This is a genomic window from Neisseria sp. 19428wB4_WF04 (genome assembly GCF_015235335.1).
Taxonomy (GTDB): domain Bacteria; phylum Pseudomonadota; class Gammaproteobacteria; order Burkholderiales; family Neisseriaceae; genus Neisseria; species Neisseria musculi.
Map to the genome: position 1 here is coordinate 18,818 of NZ_JADGLG010000017.1, position 22,572 is coordinate 41,389.

15 protein-coding genes are annotated in these 22,572 nt (G+C 57.5%); 7 read left to right on the forward strand and 8 right to left on the reverse strand.

Going from position 1 to position 22,572, the window contains the following annotated elements; translation table 11 throughout:
- Positions 1-126 precede the first annotated feature (126 nt).
- Both IR141_RS05540 and IR141_RS05545 read left to right on the forward strand, forming a co-directional pair.
- The gene (locus IR141_RS05540; protein WP_135034652.1) at positions 127-1,179 is read left to right on the forward strand and encodes a LacI family DNA-binding transcriptional regulator; all 1,053 of its coding nucleotides are present in this window, start codon (positions 127-129) and stop codon (positions 1,177-1,179) included.
- A 435-nt stretch (positions 1,180-1,614) separates the two neighbouring features.
- Positions 1,615-2,940 carry an MFS transporter gene (locus tag IR141_RS05545; RefSeq protein WP_135034653.1) on the forward strand — a complete coding sequence of 442 codons (1,326 nt, stop codon included), beginning with the start codon at positions 1,615-1,617 and terminating at the stop codon, positions 2,938-2,940.
- A 564-nt stretch (positions 2,941-3,504) separates the two neighbouring features.
- Here the strand turns inward: IR141_RS05545 and secA are convergent.
- A complete protein-coding gene (secA, locus tag IR141_RS05550) occupies positions 3,505-6,261 on the reverse strand; it encodes a preprotein translocase subunit SecA (protein WP_135034654.1) in 2,757 nt (918 codons plus the stop codon).
- A gap of 342 nt (positions 6,262-6,603) precedes the next feature.
- Between secA and IR141_RS05555 the strand changes: the two genes are divergently transcribed.
- The 4 genes from IR141_RS05555 to kdsA all read left to right on the forward strand — a co-directional run bounded on the left by IR141_RS05555 (position 6,604) and on the right by kdsA (position 10,004).
- Complete coding sequence (locus IR141_RS05555) at positions 6,604-7,026, forward strand: DciA family protein (protein ID WP_135034655.1); 423 nt, start codon at positions 6,604-6,606, stop codon at positions 7,024-7,026.
- 149 nt (positions 7,027-7,175) lie between these two features.
- Entirely contained in the window at positions 7,176-8,321 is a 1,146-nt protein-coding gene (locus IR141_RS05560; RefSeq protein WP_135034656.1) for an aminotransferase class V-fold PLP-dependent enzyme, read from the forward strand.
- A 397-nt stretch (positions 8,322-8,718) separates the two neighbouring features.
- A complete protein-coding gene (gene panD, locus IR141_RS05565) occupies positions 8,719-9,102 on the forward strand; it encodes an aspartate 1-decarboxylase (protein ID WP_135034657.1) in 384 nt (127 codons plus the stop codon).
- Between the two features lie 59 nt (positions 9,103-9,161).
- The gene (kdsA, locus tag IR141_RS05570) at positions 9,162-10,004 is read left to right on the forward strand and encodes a 3-deoxy-8-phosphooctulonate synthase (RefSeq protein ID WP_135034658.1); all 843 of its coding nucleotides are present in this window, start codon (positions 9,162-9,164) and stop codon (positions 10,002-10,004) included.
- 308 nt (positions 10,005-10,312) lie between these two features.
- Here kdsA and guaA read toward each other — a convergent pair whose 3' ends face one another.
- From guaA to recC, 5 genes are all read right to left on the reverse strand, one after another.
- Entirely contained in the window at positions 10,313-11,878 is a 1,566-nt protein-coding gene (gene guaA / locus IR141_RS05575) for a glutamine-hydrolyzing GMP synthase (RefSeq protein ID WP_135034668.1), read from the reverse strand.
- Positions 11,879-12,306: 428 nt separating this feature from the next.
- Positions 12,307-13,626 (reverse strand): glycerate kinase, encoded by a 1,320-nt coding sequence (locus IR141_RS05580; RefSeq protein WP_368665549.1) that lies wholly within the window; start codon positions 13,624-13,626, stop codon positions 12,307-12,309.
- The gene (locus IR141_RS05585) at positions 13,617-13,754 is read right to left on the reverse strand and encodes a hypothetical protein (RefSeq protein WP_167743061.1); all 138 of its coding nucleotides are present in this window, start codon (positions 13,752-13,754) and stop codon (positions 13,617-13,619) included. The genes IR141_RS05580 and IR141_RS05585 overlap by 10 nt, the downstream gene beginning before the upstream one ends.
- A 32-nt stretch (positions 13,755-13,786) precedes the next feature.
- Positions 13,787-15,163, reverse strand: a complete 1,377-nt coding sequence (locus tag IR141_RS05590) for a DEAD/DEAH box helicase (protein ID WP_135034659.1) — start codon at positions 15,161-15,163, stop codon at positions 13,787-13,789.
- 559 nt (positions 15,164-15,722) lie between these two features.
- Positions 15,723-18,932 carry an exodeoxyribonuclease V subunit gamma gene (gene recC / locus IR141_RS05595; protein WP_135034660.1) on the reverse strand — a complete coding sequence of 1,070 codons (3,210 nt, stop codon included), beginning with the start codon at positions 18,930-18,932 and terminating at the stop codon, positions 15,723-15,725.
- Between the two features lie 110 nt (positions 18,933-19,042).
- On the opposite strand from recC, the gene IR141_RS05600 reads away from it, so the two are divergent.
- The gene (locus tag IR141_RS05600; RefSeq protein WP_135034661.1) at positions 19,043-19,240 is read left to right on the forward strand and encodes a hypothetical protein; all 198 of its coding nucleotides are present in this window, start codon (positions 19,043-19,045) and stop codon (positions 19,238-19,240) included.
- Between the two features lie 45 nt (positions 19,241-19,285).
- On the opposite strand, the gene IR141_RS05605 is transcribed toward IR141_RS05600, so the two are convergent.
- Both IR141_RS05605 and IR141_RS05610 read right to left on the reverse strand, forming a co-directional pair.
- Positions 19,286-20,947 (reverse strand): sigma-54 dependent transcriptional regulator, encoded by a 1,662-nt coding sequence (locus tag IR141_RS05605; RefSeq protein ID WP_135034662.1) that lies wholly within the window; start codon positions 20,945-20,947, stop codon positions 19,286-19,288.
- A complete protein-coding gene (locus IR141_RS05610; RefSeq protein ID WP_135034663.1) occupies positions 20,934-22,526 on the reverse strand; it encodes a nitrogen regulation protein NR(II) in 1,593 nt (530 codons plus the stop codon). Before IR141_RS05610 ends, IR141_RS05605 begins: the two co-directional genes overlap by 14 nt.
- Positions 22,527-22,572: the final 46 nt, after the last annotated feature.

Consider the following 22,572-nt stretch of genomic DNA (forward strand, 5'->3'; position numbering starts at 1 on the left):
TATAAAAAAACGGTATGACACCGATGTCATCTGTGATATGCTTTGCGCCAGCCAAGCAAAACAGCGGATTTTTTATTTTTAAAGGATTCGGTAAAAAGGTTAAAGGTTTTAGAGGAAGCGGCAGATATGGTCACGATTTATGATGTTGCCGGGCTGGCAGGCGTGTCGCCCAAAACGGTCAGCCGCGTTTTAAACCGTGATGCGCCGGTGAGCGCGAAAACGCGTGCCGCCGTGGAGGCGGCGATAGCCCAACTGGGCTATATTCCTTCTTCGGCCGCGCGCATTATGCGCTCCAACCGCTCGGGGCTGGTGGGGGTGATTACCGGTGCGATTTCACGCAGCTACGACCGCTACAGCGGCGGCGGCCTGCCCGATATGTTTTTGGTGCAGGGCATACAGCGCACCATGGCCGAGGCGGGTAAAACCGTGATGATTGCCGACACCGGCAACCGTTTCGGGCAGGCCGAGGCTCTGATACGCACTTTTTTGGAGCACCGCGCCGAGGGTATTCTGTATGTGGCCGAGTTCCACCAAGAGGTGAATATGCCCGGGCTGAAGCCCGATTGCCCGCTGGTGTTGGTAAACTGTTTCGACAGGCAGGACACGCCGGCAGTGCTGCCCGATGATGCCCGGGGGCAATACGGCTTGGTGAAGCAGATTATTGCTTCGGGACACCGCCGCATTGCTTATCTGAGCCTGCAGCCGCAGGTGATTGCCAGCAAACTGCGCCGTGCGGGCTACCGCCGTGCGCTGGAAGAAGCGGGCATCGCTTATGATGCGGCATTGGATTTGGCGGGCTATCCGGATTACACCAACCGCAGCGAATCGCTGTTGGCGGCGGTGGAGAAACTGCTGAGGCTTCCCGATCCGCCTACGGTGCTGTGTTGCGGCAACGATGAGATGGCGGTGAGGCTGTACGGCATTTTGCGTTCGCGCGGTATCAAGGTGCCCGAAGAGATGTCGGTGGCAGGCTATGACGACCACCGCTCGATTGCCGAAACGCTGTTTCCGCCGCTCACTACCGCAGATCTGCCTTATACCGCAATGGGGGAGCGGGCCGCGCAAATGCTGCTCGATGCCGTGGCGGGCAAGGCTTTGCCGCCGCAGCCGGTTGTGGTGGGTGCCGGCACGGTGTGGCGGCAGTCGGTGATCAAACCCTGGGCAGGCAGAGTCGGATAAGGCCGGGTGTTGAGGCCGTCTGAAAAACGGCAGGCCGGCAAATAAAGTAGAACCGAATATCTGCAAAAATATTATTGGAAACCCTAATAAATAGGGAGAAATATTTTTATGGCGGATTTGCCTGACTGTGCTTTGATCTTGGTGCGCGTTGCCGTCAGGTTTGCCGCAGGGCGTGGAAAATGCGCTGATCCGCTTTCTGCCGCCACACCGGCAGAAAGCAGTGTTCAAGCATGGCCGCAGTTGCCGTTGACGGCAGCCGCGATGCTTTGAAACCATCATTCACAATAAGAATCGGAGCCGGGCCGTCTGAAACCGCATCATGGTGGATTGGGCGGGCAGCAGGGGCGATACCGGCAACCGCAACAAGGATTTGCTTTCACCACACACGCACGGGACAAACTTTCTCAGGTTTTCAATCAAAAGGAGTCTTCAGTTATGAGAATAGACCACCGTGTAGCCATGACGCTGCGCCAGATTGTGTTGATGAATTTCGGTTTTTTCGGCATTCAATACAGCTTCGGTTTGCAGCAGACGGCCATTAATCCGATTTTCAGCTTTCTTCAGGCCGACCCCGGCCAGCTGCCGCTTCTCAACATGGCAGGCCCCGTAACCGGCCTGCTGGTGCAGCCCCTTATCGGTGCGTTGAGCGACCGAACCTGGATAAACGGCTTGGGCCGCCGCCGCCCGTATTTCTTAATCGGCGCAGTCGGTTGCAGTATCTGCCTGTTTTTCTATCCCCACGTTACCGCGCTGTGGATGGCTGTGTTGATGTTGTGGCTGCTCGATATCAGCAACAATACTGCGATGGAACCCTACCGCGCGTTTATCGCCGACAAGCTGCCCGACAACCAGCAGCCTACCGGCTTTCTGATGCAGTCGGTGTTTACCGGTTTGGGCATCACGCTGGCCAATGTGTCGCTGTATTTCTTCCAGCAATGGATTACCGGCACTTCCGAATCCGGCATTCCCTACTGGGTGTACGGCTCGTTTTATATCGGTGCCGTCTGCTCCATCGGCTCGGTGTTGATTTCGGTGTTTTCCACCCCCGAAAACCGCCCCAGTGATGCAGAATTGGCAGAAATGCGCGCCAAACCGCGCGGTTTGATTCCTGCCGTTAAAGAAATCGCATCGGCCATTAAGGATATGCCCAAACCCCTGTGGCAGCTGGCTTTGGTTTATCTGTTTCAATGGTATGCCATGTTTATCTATTGGCAATACGTTACGCTGAGCATTGCAAAATCGGTGTGGGGTGCCACCCAGGCCGACAAGCAGGGCTTCGAGCAGGCTGTAGGTTGGACGGGTTTGGTAAACGGCTGGTATAACATTGTTACCTTTATTTCTGCCTTCGGCCTGATGGCTTTGGCCAGAAAATACAGCGCCAAGCAGGTTCATGCCCTGTGTTTGATTATGGCGGCCGTTGCCTTGCTGATTTTCCCGCACATCACCAATAAATACCTGCTGTTCCTGCCGATGATAGGCTTCGGTATCGCTTGGGCTTCGATTATGGGCGTACCGTTTTTGATTGCCGTGGCCGAAGTGCCGAAAGAGCGTTACGGCGTGTATATGGGCATCATCAATATGATGATTGTGATTCCGATGCTGATCGAAACCGTTACTTTCGGCCCGGTTTTCAATCATGTGTTGGGGGCCAACCCCACTAATGCGATGATGTGCGCCGGCGTGTTGCTGGGCTTGGCGGCGTTCTTCACTTTGAGGGTTAACACCAAACAACGCCCCGCTGAGTCGTCTATGATCGACTGATTGCGGCAAAGTGCAAACCAGACAAGGCTTGCAGTATGCTTTGGGCCGTCTGAAAAAACCTACCGCTATTTCTGCCTGAGTGGAAATGGCGGTAGGTTTTTTTCAGACGGCCGTGGTGAGGAAGATTTGGGTGCTTTTTACTTTTTCATTTTGTATGAAGGCTTATTTTGGAAATTTTCAGGTTTCTCAAGCATGCGGGAAAGCACTGCAGTGCCCTGTATCGTGAATATGCTTTAATTTCCGTTGCGGCTGTGTCTTGGCTGCAAAGATGATGATTGAAGCCAGTGAAGCGGCAACAGGCCCCGGCTCCGCACTATCCGCACTATCTGTATGAGTGGATCCAATATGGTTTTTGGCATACTCAAAAAATCATTAAATGGAGATTTCAGCAAAAAACAAAGGTTGAACGGTATAAATAAAGTGTAACAACCCGGTTTTTTCAACAGCAGGGTTGTTTATGTTTTTTATGCTGCGCGGGATGAATCCACGGCATAAAAAAACCTGCTTCATTAACGAAGCAGGTTTTTCTTGGGCAGGCTTTTTTCTGCCTGGGTGTTCAACCGTTCAACCCAGCTTGCCGTGGCAGTGTTTGTATTTCAGGCCGCTGCCGCAGGGGCAGAGATTGTTGCGGTGGACAACGCGGCCTTGTTTGGCGAGCGTTTCGGGGCTGAAGTCGTTGCCTGCCGGGTTGAAAGCCTCAGTGGCAAGGTTATCGCGGGATGCGCCCAAAACGTCCTCTATAGCGGGGGCGCCGGCGTGGATGGCCTGCACGGCGGCGGGCTCTTGTGGTTCGCTCTCGGTAATCATATCGTCTGCCTGCTCGATTTGCACTGAAGTCAAAAGCGAGGCAACGTTTTGTTTGATGCCGTTCCACAGGTGTTGGAACATGATAAAGGCTTCGCGCTTGTATTCCTGCTTGGGGTTTTTCTGGGCGTAACTGCGCAGGTGTATGCCCTGGCGCAGGTGATCCATGGCAGCAAGGTGTTCGCGCCAGTTGTTGTCGATAACCTGCAATAATACGTTGCGCTCGAAGTTGGCCATATTTTGTTTGCCGACCAGCTCGGTTTTGTCGGCATACTCTTTTTCCACTTGGGCAATCAGGCGTTCTTTAACGTCTTGGTTGTCGAGCGTGTTGTTTTCTTGGAGCCAGCCGCGCACATCGGCATGGATGCGGAACTCGCCTGCCAGCTGGGATTCGATGGCAGGGAGATCCCATTGTTCTTCCATGCTGTCGGGCGGCATATGGGTATCGACCAAGCCGCCGATGACTTCTTCGCGGATGCTCTTGGCCAAATCGCCCACATCTTGGTTGGTGAGAATTTCGTTGCGGTAGTGGTAGATCACTTTGCGTTGGTCGTTGGCAACATCGTCATATTCCAAAACCTGTTTGCGCATATCGAAGTTGCGCCCTTCCACTTTGCGTTGTGCGCCTTCGATTTGGCGGGTGAGCATGCCGTGTTCGATGGCAACACCGCGCTCGGGAGCCAGGCGGTTGAGAATGGCGGCGGCGCGGTCAAGGGCAAACAGGCGCAGCAACGGGTCTTCAAACGAGAGGTAAAAACGGCTGGAGCCGGGATCGCCCTGGCGCCCGGCGCGGCCGCGCAACTGGTTGTCGATACGGCGGCTTTCGTGGCGTTCGGTGCCGATGATATGCAGGCCGCCGGCGTTGATGACACGCCGGTGGTCGGCTTCCCAGCTGCTTTCCAGTTTGGAAATGCGGTTTTGTTTTTCTTCATCGCTGAGCGTTTCATCGGCGCGGATGGCATCGCTTTGGTGTTTGACGTTGCCGCCCAATACGATGTCGGTGCCGCGCCCGGCCATGTTGGTGGCTACGGTAATCATGCTGGGCTTGCCTGCCTGCGCCACAATCAGGGCTTCGCGCTCGTGTTCTTTGGCGTTGAGCACATTGTGCGGCAGACCGGCCTGGGTAAGCAGGCGCGATACCAGCTCAGAGTTTTCAATGCTGGTGGTGCCCACCAGCACGGGCTGGCCTTTGTCGAAACAGGCTTGGATATCATTGATAACGGCTTCGTATTTCTCTTCGGCGGTGCGGAAAATCTGGTCGTTGAAATCTTTGCGCTGCATCGGGCGGTTGGTGGGGATAATCACGGTTTCCAGCCCGTAAATGCTTTGGAACTCAAAAGCTTCGGTGTCGGCGGTGCCGGTCATGCCGGCGAGCTTTTTATACAGGCGGAAGTAGTTTTGGAAGGTGATTGATGCCAGTGTTTGGTTTTCGCGTTTGATTTCGACACCTTCTTTGGCTTCCACGGCCTGATGCAGGCCTTCCGACCAGCGGCGGCCCGACATCAGGCGGCCGGTGAATTCATCGACAATCACGATTTCGCCTTCCTGAACCACATAATGCTGGTCTTTGTGGAACAGGGTGTGGGCGCGCAGGGCGGCCGTTAAGTGGTGCATCAGCATGATGTTGGCGGCCGAGTAGAGCGAATCGCCTTCTTGCAGCAGCCCCATTTCGGTCAGGATGGCTTCGGCGTGTTCGTGGCCGGATTCGCTTAAAATCACCTGATGGGCTTTTTCATCCACCCAATAATCGCCCGCGCCTTCTTCGGTTTCTTGGCGGATAAGGCGTGCGGGAATTGTGTCCATCACTTGGTAGAGCCGCACGTTATCATCGGCCTGACCCGAAATAATCAGCGGTGTGCGTGCTTCATCGATGAGAATCGAATCGACTTCATCGACCACGGCAAAGTGTAAACCGCGCTGCACTTTGTCGTATTGGTCGGTTACCATGTTGTCGCGCAGATAGTCGAAGCCGAATTCGTTGTTGGTGCCGTAGGTGATGTCGGCGTTGTAGGCGGTTTGGCGGTAGAAAGGCTGCATATCGCTCACAATCACGCCCACGGTCAGGCCGAGAAAGTTATACAGCGGTTCCATAGTGCCCGCATCGCGCGCGGCCAGATAGTCGTTTACGGTAACCACGTGCACGCCTTTGCCTGCCAGCGCGTTGAGATAAACGGCAAGGGTGGCGACCAGCGTTTTGCCCTCGCCTGTGCGCATTTCGGCGATATTGCCATCGTGCAACACCATGGCACCGATCAGCTGCACATCGAAATGGCGCATATTCAATACACGGCGGCCGGCCTCGCGGCAAACGGCGAAGGCTTCGGGGAGAATGTCGTTCAAACTCTCGCCTTGGGCGAGGCGTTGTTTGAATTCGGCAGTTTTGGCTTGCAGCCCTTCATCGCTCAAAGCCTGCATTTCCGGCTCTAATTCGTTGATTTTGGCAACGGTTTTGCGGTATTGTTTGAGCAGGCGGTCGTTGCGGCTGCCAAATACTTTTTTGGCTAAGTTGGTAAGCATGAAATTTCCTGTGGCGCAATGCGTTTGCGGCATTGAGGCTGAAACAGACGGGTCGTAAAATTCAAACCCGAATTTTAACACAAGCCGTTTGGCAGGGTTGCAATGCCGTCTGAAATAACGGCAGTCCGGCCGAATTTCAACTTCTCTTTGGCTTTGCAGGCATTTTTGAGAAAACGTGTTATGGTTTTGCTGCCGCTTTTTTATGCCAAATTTTAGGGATATTATCGGCTATGTGTGAAAATTTCACTCCGAAGCGTTGGTGTGCGGCATAAAATGCTTCAGAATATACATGGCAGAAGATGTGTAACGGCCTTTGTTAAAACAACACTCAAGGTGGCGGTGATGGATTTGAACCGGTTGTGCGGGTGCGATGTGCATTTGCTGGCGCTGTTGGAGCGCGCGCGGCAATGGCGCCGGCTGGACGCGCAAGTCAGGCAGATGATGCCTGCCAACCTGCGTGCGCATTTTCAGACGGCCTGTGTGGAAAACGGCGTATTGGTTCTGCTGGCCGACAACAATATGGTTTCTTCGCGCCTGCGCATGATTGCCCCAAGCCTGCTGCCGCGTTTGCAGACGCTGCACTCCGATATCGGCAGCGTGCGCGTGAAGGTTTTGCCCAAAACGCCGCCAACGCCCCGCACCAACGGCTTGAAGCTGAGTGCGGCCGCGCTGGAAAGTTTCAGGCACTGCGCAGGGCGGTTGCAGCACCACCCCGATTTGGCGCAGGCATTGCAGCGGCTGGCAGAAAAGCACGGCAAAGATTAAAAAGCTGAAAAATTTAAAAAGGCCGTCTGAAAATATTTTCAGACGGCCTCCAACCTTTTACACACCATGCCGATAATGCTAACATCAAAAGCCGTTTCCCGGCCTTAGGCAAAGGCCGCAATCCGAGCAACCAAGAGGAGAAAAACATCATGAACACCCTGCCGCACCCCGAAATCGATTCAGACGGCCTGTTGGAATATTCGGTGGTTTACACCGACCGTGCGCTCAATCATATGTCGCAGAAATTTCAGACGGCCATGCGCTATATTTCGGCCACGCTGAAAAAAGTATATGGCGCGCAATACGCAGCCGTGGTTCCCGGCAGCGGCACGGCGGGCATGGAAGCCGTGGCGCGCCAGCTCGCGCGGGGGGAGAAATGCCTGATTATACGCAACGGCTTTTTCAGCTACCGCTGGACGCAGATTCTCGAAAAAGGCGCGATTGCCGCCGAGAGCAAAGTATTGTCCGCCCGCAGCCCCAATGCCGCCCAAGCGCCGTTTGCGCCCGCGCCGGTTGAAGAAGTGTGCGCCGAAATCGCCGCCGGCAGCCCCGCCGTGGTGTTTGCGCCGCATGTGGAAACTGCATCGGGCATCATGCTGCCCGATGACTATATCCGCCGGCTCTCCGAGGCGGTGCACGCCGTGGGCGGCCTGCTGGTGATTGACGGTATTGCTTCGGGCTGCATCTGGCTGGATATGGAAAAACTCGGTATCGATGTGTTGGTTTCCGCTCCGCAAAAAGGCTGGAGCGGCTCGCCCTGCTGCGGTTTGGTGATGCTGAATGAAGCCGCTTATCAAAAAGTGCAGCAAACCGAATCCGACAGCTTCGCGCTCGATTTGAAAAAATGGCTGCAAATCATGGCGGCATTTGAAAACGGCGGCCATGCCTACCATGCTACGCCGCCTACCGATGCGCTGATGAAGCTGCACGATGTGATGAAAGAAGCCGAAGCGGCGGGTTTCGGGCGTTTGCAGGCGGCGCAAACCGAGTTGGGCGCGAAAATCCGCGCGCTGTTGGCCGAGGCGGGCTATCCCAGTGTGGCTGCGGCAGGCTTTGAAGCTCCGGGCGTGGTGGTTTCCTATACCGACTGCCCCGATATTCAAAGCGGCAAAGCCTTTATTGAACAAGGTATGCAGATTGCCGCCGGCGTGCCGCTGCAATGCGGAGAGCCCGGCGGCTTCCAAACCTTCCGCCTCGGTCTGTTCGGCTTGGACAAACTGCAAAATATCGAGCGCACGGCGGCGGCGTTTGCGCGGGTGTTGGATAAGGTGCGGCCGGCGGGCGGGGCTGGGTGAAGGGCGGCCGGCATCGTGAGCCCTTTTCCCGGTATCGGGCAGACGGTGTGCGGTTTTCAGCGGCAAACACAGCGGTATTGGCGACCTCTTGTTCCTGTGCCGGTCAGGCAGGAATCAGGCCGTCTGAAACATTTTCAGAACATTCATGCCTTTTTTTTCCGGCTCCGGACAGGTTGGCTGTAGGGAGCCGGTTCTGCTGCCGCTTCGGCGGCTTGGCGAACCTTCTCTTCAGGCCGGGGGGAGGGCGGGGCAGCAGCAATGCCTAACGGAAATCAAGCGGGTTCGCCCAACGCTTGGCAGGGCGGCAGAAGGTGTACAATAACGCTTTTTTCAGACGGCCTGCCGTTTGCGACTGCCGCAGCCGTCTGAAACCGCTCAACCGCAAATGGAGACCTGAATGTTCCGCACCCTGCTCGGCGGCAAAATACACCGTGCCACCGTTACCGAAGCCGATTTAAACTATGTCGGCAGTATCACCATAGACCAAGACCTGCTCGATGCGGCGGGTATCTGCGTGCATGAAAAAGTGCAGATTGTCAATAACAACAACGGCGAACGCTTTGAAACCTACACCATTGCCGGCACGCGCGGCAGCGGCGTGGTATGCCTCAACGGTGCCGCCGCGCGGCTGGTGCAGAAAGGCGATATTGTGATTATCATGTCGTATGTAATGCTCTCCGAGCCGGAAATCGGCGCCCACGAGCCGAAAGTGGTGCTGGTGGACGAATGCAACACAATCCGCAAGGTTATCCGTTACGAACCGCCGCACACCGTTTTATAAATCATCAAAGGCCGTCTGAAAAAACGTTCAGACGGCCTTCAATCACTGAAAGACAAACCATGAACGTTAAAATCAACCACATCACCGTAGCCAACGATGCCCCGTTTACCCTGTTTGGCGGCATCAATGTGCTGGAAGACCTCGATTCCACCCTCAAAGCCTGCGAATATTATGTGAAAGTAACCGACAAACTCGGCATTCCCTATGTGTTCAAAGCTTCGTTCGACAAGGCCAACCGTTCTTCCATCCGTTCGTTTCGCGGCGTGGGGCTGGAAGAAGGGCTGAAAATCTTCGCCGCCGTGAAAAAAGAGTTCGGCGTGCCCGTGATTACCGATGTGCACGAACCGTGGCAGTGCGCGCCTGTGGCTGAAGTGTGCGATGTGATCCAACTGCCCGCCTTTCTCGCGCGCCAAACCGATTTGGTGGTGGCGATGGCGAAAACGGGCAGGGTGGTCAACGTGAAAAAACCGCAGTTTTTAAGCCCCGCGCAAATGAAAAACATTGTTGAGAAGTTCGCCGAAGCGGGCAACGGGCAAGTGATTTTGTGCGAACGCGGCACGCAGTTCGGCTATGATAATCTGGTGGTCGATATGCTCGGCTTCGGCGTGATGAAGCAAACCTGCGGCAACCTGCCGGTGATTTTTGACGTTACCCATTCGCTGCAGCAACGCGAAGCCGGTGCCGCTGCATCGGGCGGGCGGCGCAGCCAGGTGCTCGATTTGGCACTGGCCGGCATGGCCGCCCGCCTGGCCGGTCTGTTTCTCGAATCGCACGCCAACCCCGATGAAGCCAAGTGCGACGGCCCCAGCGCACTGCCGCTGGCGAAGCTCGAAGAGTTTCTGCTGCGCGTGAAAGCGGTGGACGAAACGGTGAAATCGTTTTCCGTGCTGGCGGTTGATTGAGCAGGACAACGCCGTTTGAATTTGAAAAGGCCGTCTGAAAAAGTTTTCAGACGGCCTTTGATAGCGGATTCATACATTTCCAACACAAGGCTGCAAAGGTGCGAACCATCAGTAAGTGAATCCGTGCAAAGCAATGCCGCATTGCCGCGCCCGCCGGGCCGTTGCCGCCTTGCTGTGCCGCCCGTTGCTCCGCTGCCTTGCCCCGCTTTGTTTTGTTTTGCCTTAACAGCATTGGGCCGGAGCTTCCGCATATGCTCAGGCCGTCTGAACATTTTTCAGACGGCCTGTTTTTATTTCAAACCGAAAGGTTATTCCCATTCGATTGTGGAAGGCGGCTTGCCGCTCACGTCATACACCACGCGGTTGATGCCGCGCACTTCGTTGATGATGCGGTTGGACACTTTGGCCAGCAGCGCATAGGGCAGCTCTGCCCAATGCGCGGTCATAAAGTCGCTGGTGATGACTGCGCGCAGGGCGGCCACATATTCGTAAGTGCGCCCGTCGCCCATCACGCCCACCGATTTCACCGGCAGAAACACGGCAAATGCCTGGCTGGTGAGGTCGTACCAGGAGGTGCCGTTTTCATCGAAGGTGTTGCGCAGTTCTTGAATGAAAATATCATCGGCGCAGCGCAGCAAATCGGCGTATTCTTTTTTGACTTCGCCCAAAATGCGCACGCCCAGCCCCGGGCCGGGAAACGGGTGGCGGTATACCATTTCGCGCGGCAGGCCGAGTGCCACGCCCAGCTCGCGCACTTCGTCTTTAAACAGGTCGCGCAGGGGCTCGAGCAGTTTCAGATTCATGTTTTCGGGCAGGCCGCCAACGTTGTGGTGGCTTTTGATGGCGTGTGCTTTTTGGGTTTTCGCGCCTGCGCTTTCGATTACATCGGGGTAGATTGTGCCCTGCGCCAGCCATTTGGCGTTGGTGCGTTTTTTGGCTTCGGCATCGAATATGGCGACAAACTCTGCGCCGATGATTTTGCGTTTCTGCTCGGGGTCGGTGATGCCGGCGAGTTTGTTCATAAACTGTTCGGCAGCGTCCACATGAATCACGTTTACGCCCAGGTTGCGGGCAAACATATCCATCACCATTCTGCCTTCGTTGAGCCGCAACAGGCCGTGATCGACAAACACGCAGGTGAGCTGGCTGCCGATGGCGCGGTGTATCAGCGCGGCGGCCACGCTGGAATCGACGCCGCCCGACAAGCCCAGAATCACTTCGTCTCGGCCCACCTGCCGGCGGATTTCGGCCACGGCTTCATCGATATAGTTGGGCATGGTCCAAGAGGGTTTCGCACCGGCGATGTCCAGCACAAAACGCTCGAGCAGTGCGCGGCCTTGTTTGGTGTGGGTAACTTCGGGGTGGAACTGGATGCCGTAGAATTGTTTTTCGGCGTGTTCCATCATGGCAATCGGGCAGCTCGGGGTGTCGCCGATGACCACGAAGCCTTCGGGCAGTTTCGACACTTTGTCGCCGTGGCTCATCCACACATCGAGCGTGTTGGCTTGGCCGTCTGCAAGGCCGCGCGTTAATTCGCAATCGATGGTTTTCACTTGCGCATAGCCGAATTCGCGCTGGTCGCCCGGCTGCACTTCGCCGCCCAGATGGTGCGCCATAAACTGCATGCCGTAGCAGATGCCGAGCACGGGCACGCCCAAATCGAAGATGCCGGTGTCGGCCTGATAATCTGAGTTGTAAACCGAGTTGGGGCCGCCTGAAAGAATAATGGCTTTGGGGTTGAAGGCTTTGATGTCGGCCAGGGGCATATCGTAAGAATGCAGCTCGCAGTAAACATGGGCTTCGCGCACGCGGCGGGCGATAAGCTGGGTAACTTGTGAGCCGAAATCGAGAATCAGGATTTTGTCTTGGTTCATGATGGTCTTTGATGGGAATGTGAAACGGCGGGTTAAACGGCAGGCCGTCTGAAAAACGGGGTATTGTATCATGTTCCGATTTCGGAACAGCACGGCCTCGGGGTGGATACGGAGCCGGCGGGGCAATGCCGTGTGCTTTGCGGCAAAGCCCGAGGCCTGGGCAAAATTCATTCAGGCCGTCTGAAAGATTCCACTATCGTCATTCCCGCGCAGGCGGGAATCCGGCTTTAAAACCATCAAGTTTTTTATTTCAATAACTTGCAAAAAACGATAGGGTTCCCGCCTGCGCGGGAATGACGGGGCTTAAGCATTTCAGACGGCATCAACGGTATTTTTGTAAAGTTTAAAGCCCGCCGTTTTAAAACAACGGCGGCATCGGCTGCCTTTGCCGCACTGCCTGCGGTTTGCCGCCCGGTGTTTATGGCGGATTAGCGGTGCGGTTGATGCAGGCGTATCAGGCGGGCGATATTTTGTGCGGCGGAAACCAAGTTGGCGTATCCGCCGGCGAGGGTTTCGGGCAGCGCGGCAGCTTGGCGGATAATCGGAAACACCGCATCGATACCGTGTTCGTACACCACTTCGTAATCTTCGCGCAAACTGCCGGCAACCGCGATCACGGGTTTGTGAAACCGCTTGGCGGTGCGCGCCACACCCACCGGCGTTTTGCCGGCAATGCTTTGGGCGTCTATGCGGCCTTCGCCGGTAATCACCCAGTCGGCATCGCGCACCTGCTGGGCAAGTTTGACCGCGTCTATCACAATTTCCACCCCGGCTTTCAACTGCACGTTAGGCAGGGTCAATAAGCCGCCGCCCATGCCGCCGGCTGCGCCTGAACCGGCGGGGGAGGCGATGTCGAGATGTAAATCGCGTTGGATAATGTCGGCATAATGCCGTAGATTTTGGTCTAAAACCGCAATCATTTCGGGCGTTGCGCCTTTTTGCGGCCCGAAAACGGCAGATGCGCCGCGCCCGCCGCACAAGGGGTTGTTTACATCGCAGGCTATCTCAAACGCCGTATGATGCAAACGGTGGTCCAGCTGCGAAAAATCCACCCGCGCAATATCCGCCAAACTGCCGCCTGCCAAACCTGCGGGAATCAAGCAGCCTGACCGGTCGAAAAAGCGCGCACCCAAAGCCTGCAGCATACCGGCGCCGCCATCGTTGGTTGCGCTGCCGCCGATGCCTAAAATGATTTTGCCTGCGCCCGAATCCAAGGCGGCCAGAATCAGCTCGCCCGTGCCGTAGGAAGTGGCGGCCAAAGGGTTTCTTTGCCCGTTTGGAACCAAATGCAAGCCCGATGCCGCCGCCATTTCGATAAAGGCAGTCTGCCCGTTGCCCGATATGCCGAAAAATGCCGCCGTGCGGTTGCCGCAGGGGGCGGTTACTTCGGCGGCTGCAAGCTTGCCCTGTGTGGCATCCACCAGTGATTGAACCGTGCCTTCGCCGCCGTCTGCCATGGGGATTTTAACGTATTGCGCGTGGGGGAAAACGGTTTTCAAGCCCGTTTCAAGGGCGTTTGCCGCTTCGGCTGCACTCAGGCTTTCTTTAAACGAATCGGGGGCAATCACGATTTTCATTAGGTTTGTCCTGTTCTTGTTTTCGGGTTTGAGGCCGTCTGAAAGCGGGTGTTTCAGACGGCAGATGAATCGGGGACAATCACGATTTTCATTAGGTTTGTCCTGTTCTTGTTTTCGGGTTTGAGGCCGTCTGAAAGCGGGTGTTTCAGACGGCAGATGAATCAGGGGCAATCACGGTTTTCATGATGTATCCTGTTTTCGTTTTCAGGTTTGAGGCCGTCTGAAAGCAGATATTTTTCAGACGGCCTGGGCGGGAGCGGGCATAACGCAGGTTTGGCCAACCCGGCGCGCAGGAGCAAATGCTCCGTGCTTTGCTGCGCCTGTGTGCGGTTTATGCGCCGTAGTTAGGTTGCAGCAGGGCGCATGTCTGCCGTTCGCGGCGGCTGCGGCGGGCGCGGCCGGCAATTTTGCCGCAGGCGGCGCCGGGGTCGTTGCGGGCGGCAGGGCTTTCGCTGCGGTTGTCGCTGCGGGAGCGGGTGTCGCGGTTTTTCTGCTCGCGTAAACGGTGTCCGCGTTCGCGGTCGGTGCGCGGTGCGGCTGCGCTGTTTTGCTGCCACCAGCTCGGTTCGAAGCCCTCGATACGCTCCACTTCCACTTGGATGCGGGTGAGCTCTTTGATGGCTTCAAACATGTTCTGCTCGTGTTCGTCCATCAGCGAAATCGCCACGCCGTCCGAGCCTGCGCGGCCGGTGCGGCCGATACGGTGCACATAATCTTCGGGCTGGGTGGGCATTTCGTAATTGATCACAAAGGGCAGCTCGGCGATGTCGAGCCCGCGCGCGGCCACATCGGTGGCCACCAACACACGCAATGTGCCTTCTTTGAATGCGCCCAGGGTTTCGAGGCGGGTTTGCTGCGATTTGTCGCCGTGCAGGGCTTGGGCGGAAAGGTTGCGGCGCTGCAAATCGCGGGTAACCTGATCAACACTTTGTTTGGTTTTGCAGAACACGATAACCTGGTTCATATGTAAATCGACAATCAGGCGCTCGAGCAGGTTGCGCTTGCGGGCGGTATCCACAGCAATCACGTGTTGTTCTACATTGGCGCTGGCAGCGTTTTGGGCGGCCACTTCCACCTGTTCGGGGTGGTGCATGAAATCCTGAGCCAGCTTGCGGATGGGCGGGGAAAACGTGGCCGAAAACAGTAGGGTTTGGCGTTGTTTGGGCAGCATCTGCATGATGTTGCGGATATCATCGATAAAGCCCATATCGAGCATACGGTCGGCCTCATCGAGCACCACGATTTCCACTTTGTTGAAATGGATGTTTTTCTGCTTCACATGATCGAGCAGGCGGCCGACAGTGGCCACCACGATTTCGCAGCCTGCGCGCAGCTCGGCGGTTTGTTTGTCCATATTCACGCCGCCGAAAAGCACGGTGTGGCGCAGCGGCAGGTTTTTGATGTAGCCCTGCACGTTTTGGTCGATTTGGTCGGCCAGCTCGCGCGTGGGGGTCAGCACCAGCATACGCACGGGGTGCATGGCCGGCGAGGTGCTGGGGGTGGCGTAGCGTTTCAGACGCTCGAGGCCGGGCAGCATAAAGGCGGCGGTTTTGCCGGTGCCGGTTTGGGCGGCGGCCAGAAGGTCGTGTCCGGCCAGAGCTTTGGGAATGGCGGCCGCCTGAATCGGGGTGGGCGTTTCGTAGCCCTGCTCGGTGAGGGCGGCAACGATTTCGCTGCCTAAGCCGAGTGATGAAAAGCTTGGGTTCATAATGCTTGCTCTCGTTTCAGACGGCCTGCGGCAGGCGGAGAGCCGTCTGAAAAAATATCGGGGAAAAATAAGGCAGGGCGGTGCGCCTGCCTTGACGGATATGCGGTTTCTGGTGAGCCTGCTTTATTCCCGCTGCGGCGTTGCTGCGTTTCGCGCCGGGATAACGGTTTTGCAGGCCGCGCAAGCGCCGGCAGAATCGGTTGGTATGGTTTGCCCTGCGGCCGGGCTGCTTTGCCGGAAATGAAGCGGGTTCATTCTTAATGGCATAGCGGGCTGCATTCAAATTGATGCGGCGTTGTTTTGCCCCAGCCCGGGGAGGTGGTTTTGCAGGCCGCTCGGCAGCGGAACCGGTTGCATACCGCGCGGTCTGCTGCTTTATCCCGGTGGTTCAATCCGCTCTATTATGCCACAAATCGGGTGGCGGGGTGGCCGCGGCCTGTGCGGTTGCGGGAGTGTCTGCCTTGACTCCGATAAGGCGGAAACAAACGGTTTGGCCGGATGGCGTATCCGCTTATGGTGGCGCGCTCCGGCAAAAAACGGCAGCAGCCCGGTTCAGGGCTTATTCTGTGTTTGCTGCTGCGGCGTATTTCAACAGCGGCGCCAGCAGGTGTTCGGCCATGTTCCAAAACAGCGGGGTTTCTATCGGCGGGGTGTCATCGTTGCCGAACACCAGGGCGATTTCGGTGTAGCTTTGCTGCCCTTTGCTGCTTTTGTTGCCGTAATAGGCATCTTGAGCGGCTTTGGCGGCGTTTTCGGCACTTTTGTTTTGAGCCAGCTCCTGCGCCGCGTTCAGGGTGGTGCGGGCGAAAAACGGCAGCGGGCGGGTTTGGCCGAGACGGTAATAGTCCAGCCATTGCCGCAATAGTGCGCGTGCCTGCTGCTGCGGAATTTCCGACAGGGTTTCGGGCCGGTGTGCCGAGAGCAGGTGGGTTTGGTGGTTTTGGGGTTCAGACGGCCTCACGGCGCAGAAAATCAGGTGTTCGAGTAAGATGGCGATGCGTTCGGGGGCGTTGGGGGCTTCGTTGAGAAAGTAAATCTGTCCGTGCCGGTGGAGGTGGTTGAGGCTGCCCGAGAGGGTGGTGCCGCCGAGTTGGAGCGTGTAGGCAGGGGCAGGCAGTTTGGGGCTGGATACCAGCGTGTTGTCGAGCGACTTGGCGGCCGTCTGAAAACTGCGCTGCCACAATGCGCCCAATTCTCCGGCGGGCAGCAGGCTTTCGGCCTGCAGGCGGGTTTCGGTTTGTTGGAAGTTTTCGTTGTGCCGGCGGGCGGCGGTGTAGGCGGCGGTGATGGCGGCGGCCTGTTGAGGCTCGAACGGTTCGGCGGCATCCCAGGCTTGGCTGCGGTAGGGTTCGCGCCAGTTGAGGGTGTGCCGCAGCCAGCTTTTCACGGGGTTTTTCCAAAAGCCGGTAAATTCGTGGTGGCTGACGGCGCAGGCGGTTTTTTCGGCTTCGCCGAGCGTTTTGCCGAAAAAGGGGGTGGGTGTTCCGGCGGGGGTGTTCAGGGCGGCGGCATAGTCGCTGCGGGTGCTTCTCAGGCCGTCTGAACGGGGAGGATTGGTGAAATAGCTGCGCGAAAACGGTTGCAGGGGGTGGTGTTCCACTTGGTTTTCGTGCCGGCGGCGGCCTCTCATGGCGGCTAGGGTGTCGGAGAGTTCGTTGAGCAGGGCGGAGGGCGCCAGCTCCTGATTGTTGCGGATGTCGCGCCCTACATACGATAAATACAGGATTTCGCGCGCGCTCATAACGGCTTCGAGAAAAAGATAGCGGTCATCGTCGCGGCGGGCACGGTCGCCTTTTTGGGGGTGGTGGGCGATGAGGTCGAAGGCGGAGGCTTTGGTGTTGCGGGGGAAGCTGCCATCGTTGAGGCCGAGCAGGCAGATAACTTTGAACGGCAGGCTGCGCATCGGCACCATGCTGCAAAAGGTAATGCCGCCGCGCAGAAAGCCGGCCTGGCTTTCGCTGTCGAGAAAGCGGCCGATGTGGCGGATGGCGGTGTGTTGCGGCAGGGGGCTGTCAAAACCTGCCAGTGCGGCTTCTGCCTGCCAGCGGGCGAGCGACTGGCTCAGCTGCTGCCAGGCGTATTGGCCGCCGCTGTCGGGGGCGGTGAGTGCAGAGAGCAGGCTGCGTATGCGCTCGACCCATACGGTTACGGTGGCGGGGTGCTGCCATTCGCGCCCGGCGGCGGAGAGTGTGCGCACGAAGGCGGCGAAGCGGCCGAACACGGCAGTTTGGGCAGGGTTGCCGTGCCATGCGCTGATGTTGTGCCAAAGCGGGTTGCCGTTTTCGGGCAGCAGCCAGCCCAGTGCCAGCCGTTCCAAGCCTTGCTGCCAGGTAAAGAGATTGTCGCGGCTGCCGCGCATTTCGTTGTCCAGCCCCCAATGTATGTTGAGGGCGGCGATGGTGTCGTGCAGCAGCGGCAGGTCGTCGCGCGCCAGCCCGAAGCGTTGCCGCACCAAATCGTTTTCCAGCAGGGGCAGCAGCAGATCGACTTCAAAGCGGCTCTCCAGCAGCGCGAGCGTTTGCGAGAGTGCTTGAAAGAGCGGCAGGAGCCGGCTGGTTTTAACGTCTGAAACCGAATAGGGCAGTGCCTGCGCTCCGGGTTGTTCCTGCCCGAACACGGCTTCGATAAACGGGCTGTAGGGTTCGATATCGGGGGTGAGTACGGCAATGTCGTGCGGCTGCCACTCGGGGTGTTCGGCCAGCAGGGCGAGCAGGCGGTTTTTCAGAATCTGTAATTCGCGCAGGGGGCTGTGGGCGGAAACCATCTGGATGGAGCGGTCGTTTCCGGCTGTGCCGGGATAACAGCTTTCAGACGGCATGGTTAAGGTTTGGATATCGTGTTGCAAACAGCGCAGCAGGGTGGGCGCGGCCGTCTGAAAAGGTTCATCATCGAATGCGGGTATTTCGTGTTTGGGCATTTCGGCTAATGCATCGAAAAAGTCGCGCCCCTGTTTGCCCAATGAGGCCAAAAGCGGGTGGCCGGCCTGACTCAGGTCGATACCGCCTTCCTGCTGCAACACCTGCGCGGCTTCAATGACGTTGCCCCAATAGGCGCTGCTGGGATTGAGGGCGAAAATATGTACATCGCAATGCTCGGAAAGTGTCTGCAAAAGTTGCAGATACATCGGCGCCATGGTGGCGATGCCGAACACGCAGTAGCGCTCGGGCAGCCTGCTTTTGTCGAGTGCGCCGAGAAGCTGCTGCCATAAGGCAACGCGGTGGAGGGGTGGTGTGCTGCCGTTGTCGAGGTGCCGCCACAGTGCTGCCTGCCAACCCTCGGCACTGCCCAAACCCAGGGTTTTGCCTTGCTGCCAGGCATCTATCCATTGGGGGCGGTACACGAGATATTGGTCGAAAATATCGGCCAGCTGCCCCGCCAGTTGGTAGGCTGCCGAAATGCCGCTGCCCAAATAGCTTTGCAGCGCACCGCGCGCGCTTTGGTATTCGGCGGCCGTCTGAAAATGCCGGCTTTGAAACAGGCCGAGCAAGCGCCAACGCATCACTTCGGGTGAAAACGGGCTGAGCACGGGCACGCCCGGTATGAATTCGCGCATCAGCCGCCAGGCCAGCGCGGCGGGCAGGCTGAAGCGCAGATTGGCGGCCACGCCGGTTTCGCGTGCCAGATAAGTGTTGAGATAGCGGCGCATCCCCTGGCTCTGCACCACGATTTCTTCTTCGGCCAGCGGGTCGGCAGGCGGCTGCAGGCGGCGGACCCGGTCGAACAGGGCGGCCAGGTCTTCTAAACGGTTGGATTGGTAAAGATAAAGCATGATGCGTTTTCGGTGGGCAGAAGAGATGATTATGAATGAAGAGCGGCCGTCTGAAAACGGTTTCAGACGGCCCTGCTGAGGCCGGGTAAAACGGTGGCAGGCGTTGCGGTATGTATATGGCAGATCCGCTGCATTTTCGGTATGGAGCCGATTCTGTTGCCGCTTCGGCGGCTGATAAAATCGTTCTCTTTGGACTGGGGCGCAGTAACGCTGTGGCGGAAATGAAGCGGGTTCGCGATAGTGAAACAAGACAGAACGATACGGCGTTGGTTGGCCCGGCTTCAAAAGGAGACTTCATCTGCCGCTGAAACGGCGGCAGAGCCGGTTGTGCGGCCTGCGCCGCCTTGTGGGCTTCAGTTGATATCGAGGCGCTCCATGCGGTAGCGCATCGAGCGGAAGCTGATGCCCAACAGCTTGGCGGCCTGGGTGCGGTTGAAGCGGGTTTGCTGCAGAGCCATCTCTATGATTTCGCGCTCTACACGGTCGAGATAATCCTGAATCTGCATCTGGCCGGGCACAAAGCGGGGCAGCCCGTTGTTTTCTGCACGTTCGGGCGCGGGGAAATCGGACTCGCCGGCCGGGGCGGAGGCCGTGTGGGCCGTGTCGGGCAATAGGGCAGGGGTGTGGCCGGTGTTGATTTGGAGGTCGTCAAACTGGATAAGCTGCCCAACCGTGAGGGCGACTGCGCGCTCGAGTATGTTTTCCAACTCGCGGAAATTACCCGGATAGCTGTAATGCAGCAGGGCATCTTGCGCTTTGGGGCTGAGTTTGTAGGTTTCGCTGCCGCTGCGGTGTTTGTAGAGCAGGTGCATAATCAGACCGCCCAAATCTTCGCGCATTTCGCGCAGCGGCGGCATATTCAGCGATACCACGTTGAGGCGGTAGTATAAGTCTTGCCGGAACGCGCCGCTTTCTACCAGTGCTTCGAGGTTTTTGTGGGTGGCGCACACAATGCGCACATCGACAAACGTTTCGCGCGGGTCGCCGATGCGGCGCACGGCTTTTTCCTGAATGGCGCGCAGCAGCTTCACCTGCATGGCCAGCGGCAGGTCGGCCACTTCATCGAGAAACAGCGTGCCGCCGTCGGCGTGTTGGAAAAAACCCAGGCGGTCGGCATCGGCGCCGGTGAAGCTGCCTTTTTTGTAGCCGAAAAATTCGCTTTCCATCAGGTTTTCGGGAATCGCGCCGCAGTTTACGGCGATAAACGGTTTGCCGGAGCGTTCGGAGAGTTCGTGTATGGTGCGCGCGGCCTGCTCCTTGCCTGTGCCCGATTCGCCCGAGATGTAAACGGGAACGCCGCTTTTGGCCAAACGCCGTATCAGGTGGCGCACTTCCACCATCTGCGGCGACATACCCAGCAGGCGGGGCATATCGGAATCGCCGCCCAAATCGGTTTCGGCGAACGCGCGCGCAGTCAGCCCGCCGCTGGCAAAACGGTCTTTCAGCGAGCGCAGCCCTTCGGGCACGCCGGCGTTGCGGGTGAGGGCGGAAACGGGTTTGCGCGCGGCGGCGGGCGCGGTTTGGGGGGGCGGCATACGCGGCGGGTTAGGGGCGGCCGCAGGCGGTTTGGCAAAGGCGGGTGAAGGTTGGGGAGCGGGTTCGGCAGCTTTGGGCGGAGTGTGGTTTTCAGACGGCTCGTTGATTTTGACGGCTGATTTCACCAGCGAGCGCAGCTGCGATAAGGTGATCGGTTTTTGCAGATAGTCGAATGCGCCGGCGCGCAGGGCTTCGACTGCCTGGTCGGCGTTGCCGAATGCGGTAATCACGGCCACCGGGGTGTCGAGTGCCAATTCGTTGATATATTGCACCACTTCCAGGCCGGAGCCGTCGGGCATACGCATATCGGTCAGCACCAGCGAATAATCGTTGTTGTCAAGCTTGTCTTTAGCGTCTTCTACGCCCACGGCGGTTTGTACCCGCAGCCCCATTTTCATCAGGGTCATTTCCATCAGGTCGCGGATATCGGCTTCATCGTCCACCACTAATACGGGGTCTTGCAGGTTATGGTTGCTCATCGGTTTCTTTCGGTAAAATCAGTTCGAATCCGTTCATTTCGGGGTGGTAGTGCAGTTGGCCCAAGTTGGCGTGTGCCAGTTCGCGCGCCACATAAAGCCCCAGCCCGGTGCCTTGTTTGTCGGTGGTGAAAAAGGGCTCGAACAGATGGTTGCGCACTTCGGGCGGCACACCGGTGCCGTTGTCGGCCACCACAATCGAAATATGGATGCGGCCGCTGGGTTTGATTAATACGGTGATGGCGTGCTGGTCTTGGCGGCTGTGCCGCCAGGCATTGTTGCACAGGTTCCACATAATCTGCTGCAGGTGCATGGGGTCGGCCAGCACACTCAGGCTGCTGCCTTCCATATTCATGCGCAGGCAGCCTACTGCATCGGGGTTGTTGAGGGTGAATTCCTGTTTGAATGCCAGCCAGAATTTCATCAGGTTTACCGGCTCGCGGCTGACGCTGTCGCGTTTGTTGATTAATGAAACGTCTTCCAGCATTTTGTCGATGCGTTGGATATTGGTGTCGATGATGCTGTGCAGTTTGGCTTTGGTGGCATCGGTGCCGCCTTCATCGTGCAGCAGGTCGCTGGCGTGGCGTATGGCCGACATGGGGTTGCGGATTTCGTGGGCGAGGTTGGCGGTGAGCTGGCCCAGGGAAGCCAGTTTGGTGGCCAGCGCTTCGGCGGCCACTTCGCGCAGCGAGCGCACAAACAGCATCAGCAGCTCGGTTTTTTCCTGAATCAGCGGCACCGCGCGAACGTGCATGGAATGCTGGAAAATATGGATATCGGTTTCAAAGTTTTTATCGGGTTGGTATTGCCAGCGTGAAACCAGCTCGGCAAACACGGTTTCCTGTTTGTCGGCCTGAAGGCCGGGGAAATAGGTTTTTGCCTGGCGGTTAAACAGCCACACGCGCTGCGAAGCATCGATAACAATCACGGCTTCCTGCACACGGTTGAGCACCAAACGGTTGAGACCGCTCACGCGGCGGTAGGCAAGCTGGTGTTTTTCGGCCGACTCCGTAGCCGCTTGCAGGTAGGTAGCAGAAAACGCGGTTAAGGCGGCCACCAGATAGCAGGCACCTGCGAGCAGCGCGGCAGAAACGATGGATCGGCTGTCCCACTCCAGGGGGGGGAATGTGATTTGGTCGGACAAAAACATACTCAGCAGAATCAGCAGGAAGGCATAGCTGGCGTAGAGCATGGGATAGCGGCCGTGGCTGAGCAGGCACGAGGTGGCGATAAAGGGCAGCACGAGAATCCCGAAGCCCGAGTCTATGCCGCCGGTGATAAAGGTGAGCATCAACATCATGCTGATATCGACTACTGCGCTGGCGTTGGGTAAATCGAGCGACTGCAACTGCCAGTCGGGTTTGAAGATGGTGAGCAGAATCAATGCTGCGTAAACCGCCGCCCAGGTGTAAAACTCAAGCGGCGGGAACAGGTTTTTGGTTTCGTTGCCCGAATACACACTGACCAAGTGGAACACCAGCAGCGAAAGCACGATGGCGATACGGGCGATGTTGATCAGGCCGGGAATGCGCTCGTTCAGCGTTTCCCGGTCGTGTGTGAAGAATAATCTGTTTACGCTCATGTAATGTATGGTCTGTCGTATTGTTGTTTTTGGGCGGGCGGGCAGG

Bases quoted from the DNA above. Each gene is read 5' to 3' on its own strand.
- IR141_RS05540 (WP_135034652.1), top strand. From the start codon at position 127: ATGGTCACGATTTATGATGTTGCCGGGCTGGCAGGCGTGTCGCCCAAA.
- IR141_RS05545 (WP_135034653.1), top strand. From the start codon at position 1,615: ATGAGAATAGACCACCGTGTAGCCATGACGCTGCGCCAGATTGTGTTG.
- secA (WP_135034654.1), bottom strand. From the start codon at position 6,261: ATGCTTACCAACTTAGCCAAAAAAGTATTTGGCAGCCGCAACGACCGC.
- IR141_RS05555 (WP_135034655.1), top strand. From the start codon at position 6,604: ATGGATTTGAACCGGTTGTGCGGGTGCGATGTGCATTTGCTGGCGCTG.
- IR141_RS05560 (WP_135034656.1), top strand. From the start codon at position 7,176: ATGAACACCCTGCCGCACCCCGAAATCGATTCAGACGGCCTGTTGGAA.
- panD (WP_135034657.1), top strand. From the start codon at position 8,719: ATGTTCCGCACCCTGCTCGGCGGCAAAATACACCGTGCCACCGTTACC.
- kdsA (WP_135034658.1), top strand. From the start codon at position 9,162: ATGAACGTTAAAATCAACCACATCACCGTAGCCAACGATGCCCCGTTT.
- guaA (WP_135034668.1), bottom strand. From the start codon at position 11,878: ATGAACCAAGACAAAATCCTGATTCTCGATTTCGGCTCACAAGTTACC.
- IR141_RS05590 (WP_135034659.1), bottom strand. From the start codon at position 15,163: ATGAACCCAAGCTTTTCATCACTCGGCTTAGGCAGCGAAATCGTTGCC.
- recC (WP_135034660.1), bottom strand. From the start codon at position 18,932: ATGCTTTATCTTTACCAATCCAACCGTTTAGAAGACCTGGCCGCCCTG.
- IR141_RS05600 (WP_135034661.1), top strand. From the start codon at position 19,043: ATGTATATGGCAGATCCGCTGCATTTTCGGTATGGAGCCGATTCTGTT.
- IR141_RS05605 (WP_135034662.1), bottom strand. From the start codon at position 20,947: ATGAGCAACCATAACCTGCAAGACCCCGTATTAGTGGTGGACGATGAA.
- IR141_RS05610 (WP_135034663.1), bottom strand. From the start codon at position 22,526: ATGAGCGTAAACAGATTATTCTTCACACACGACCGGGAAACGCTGAAC.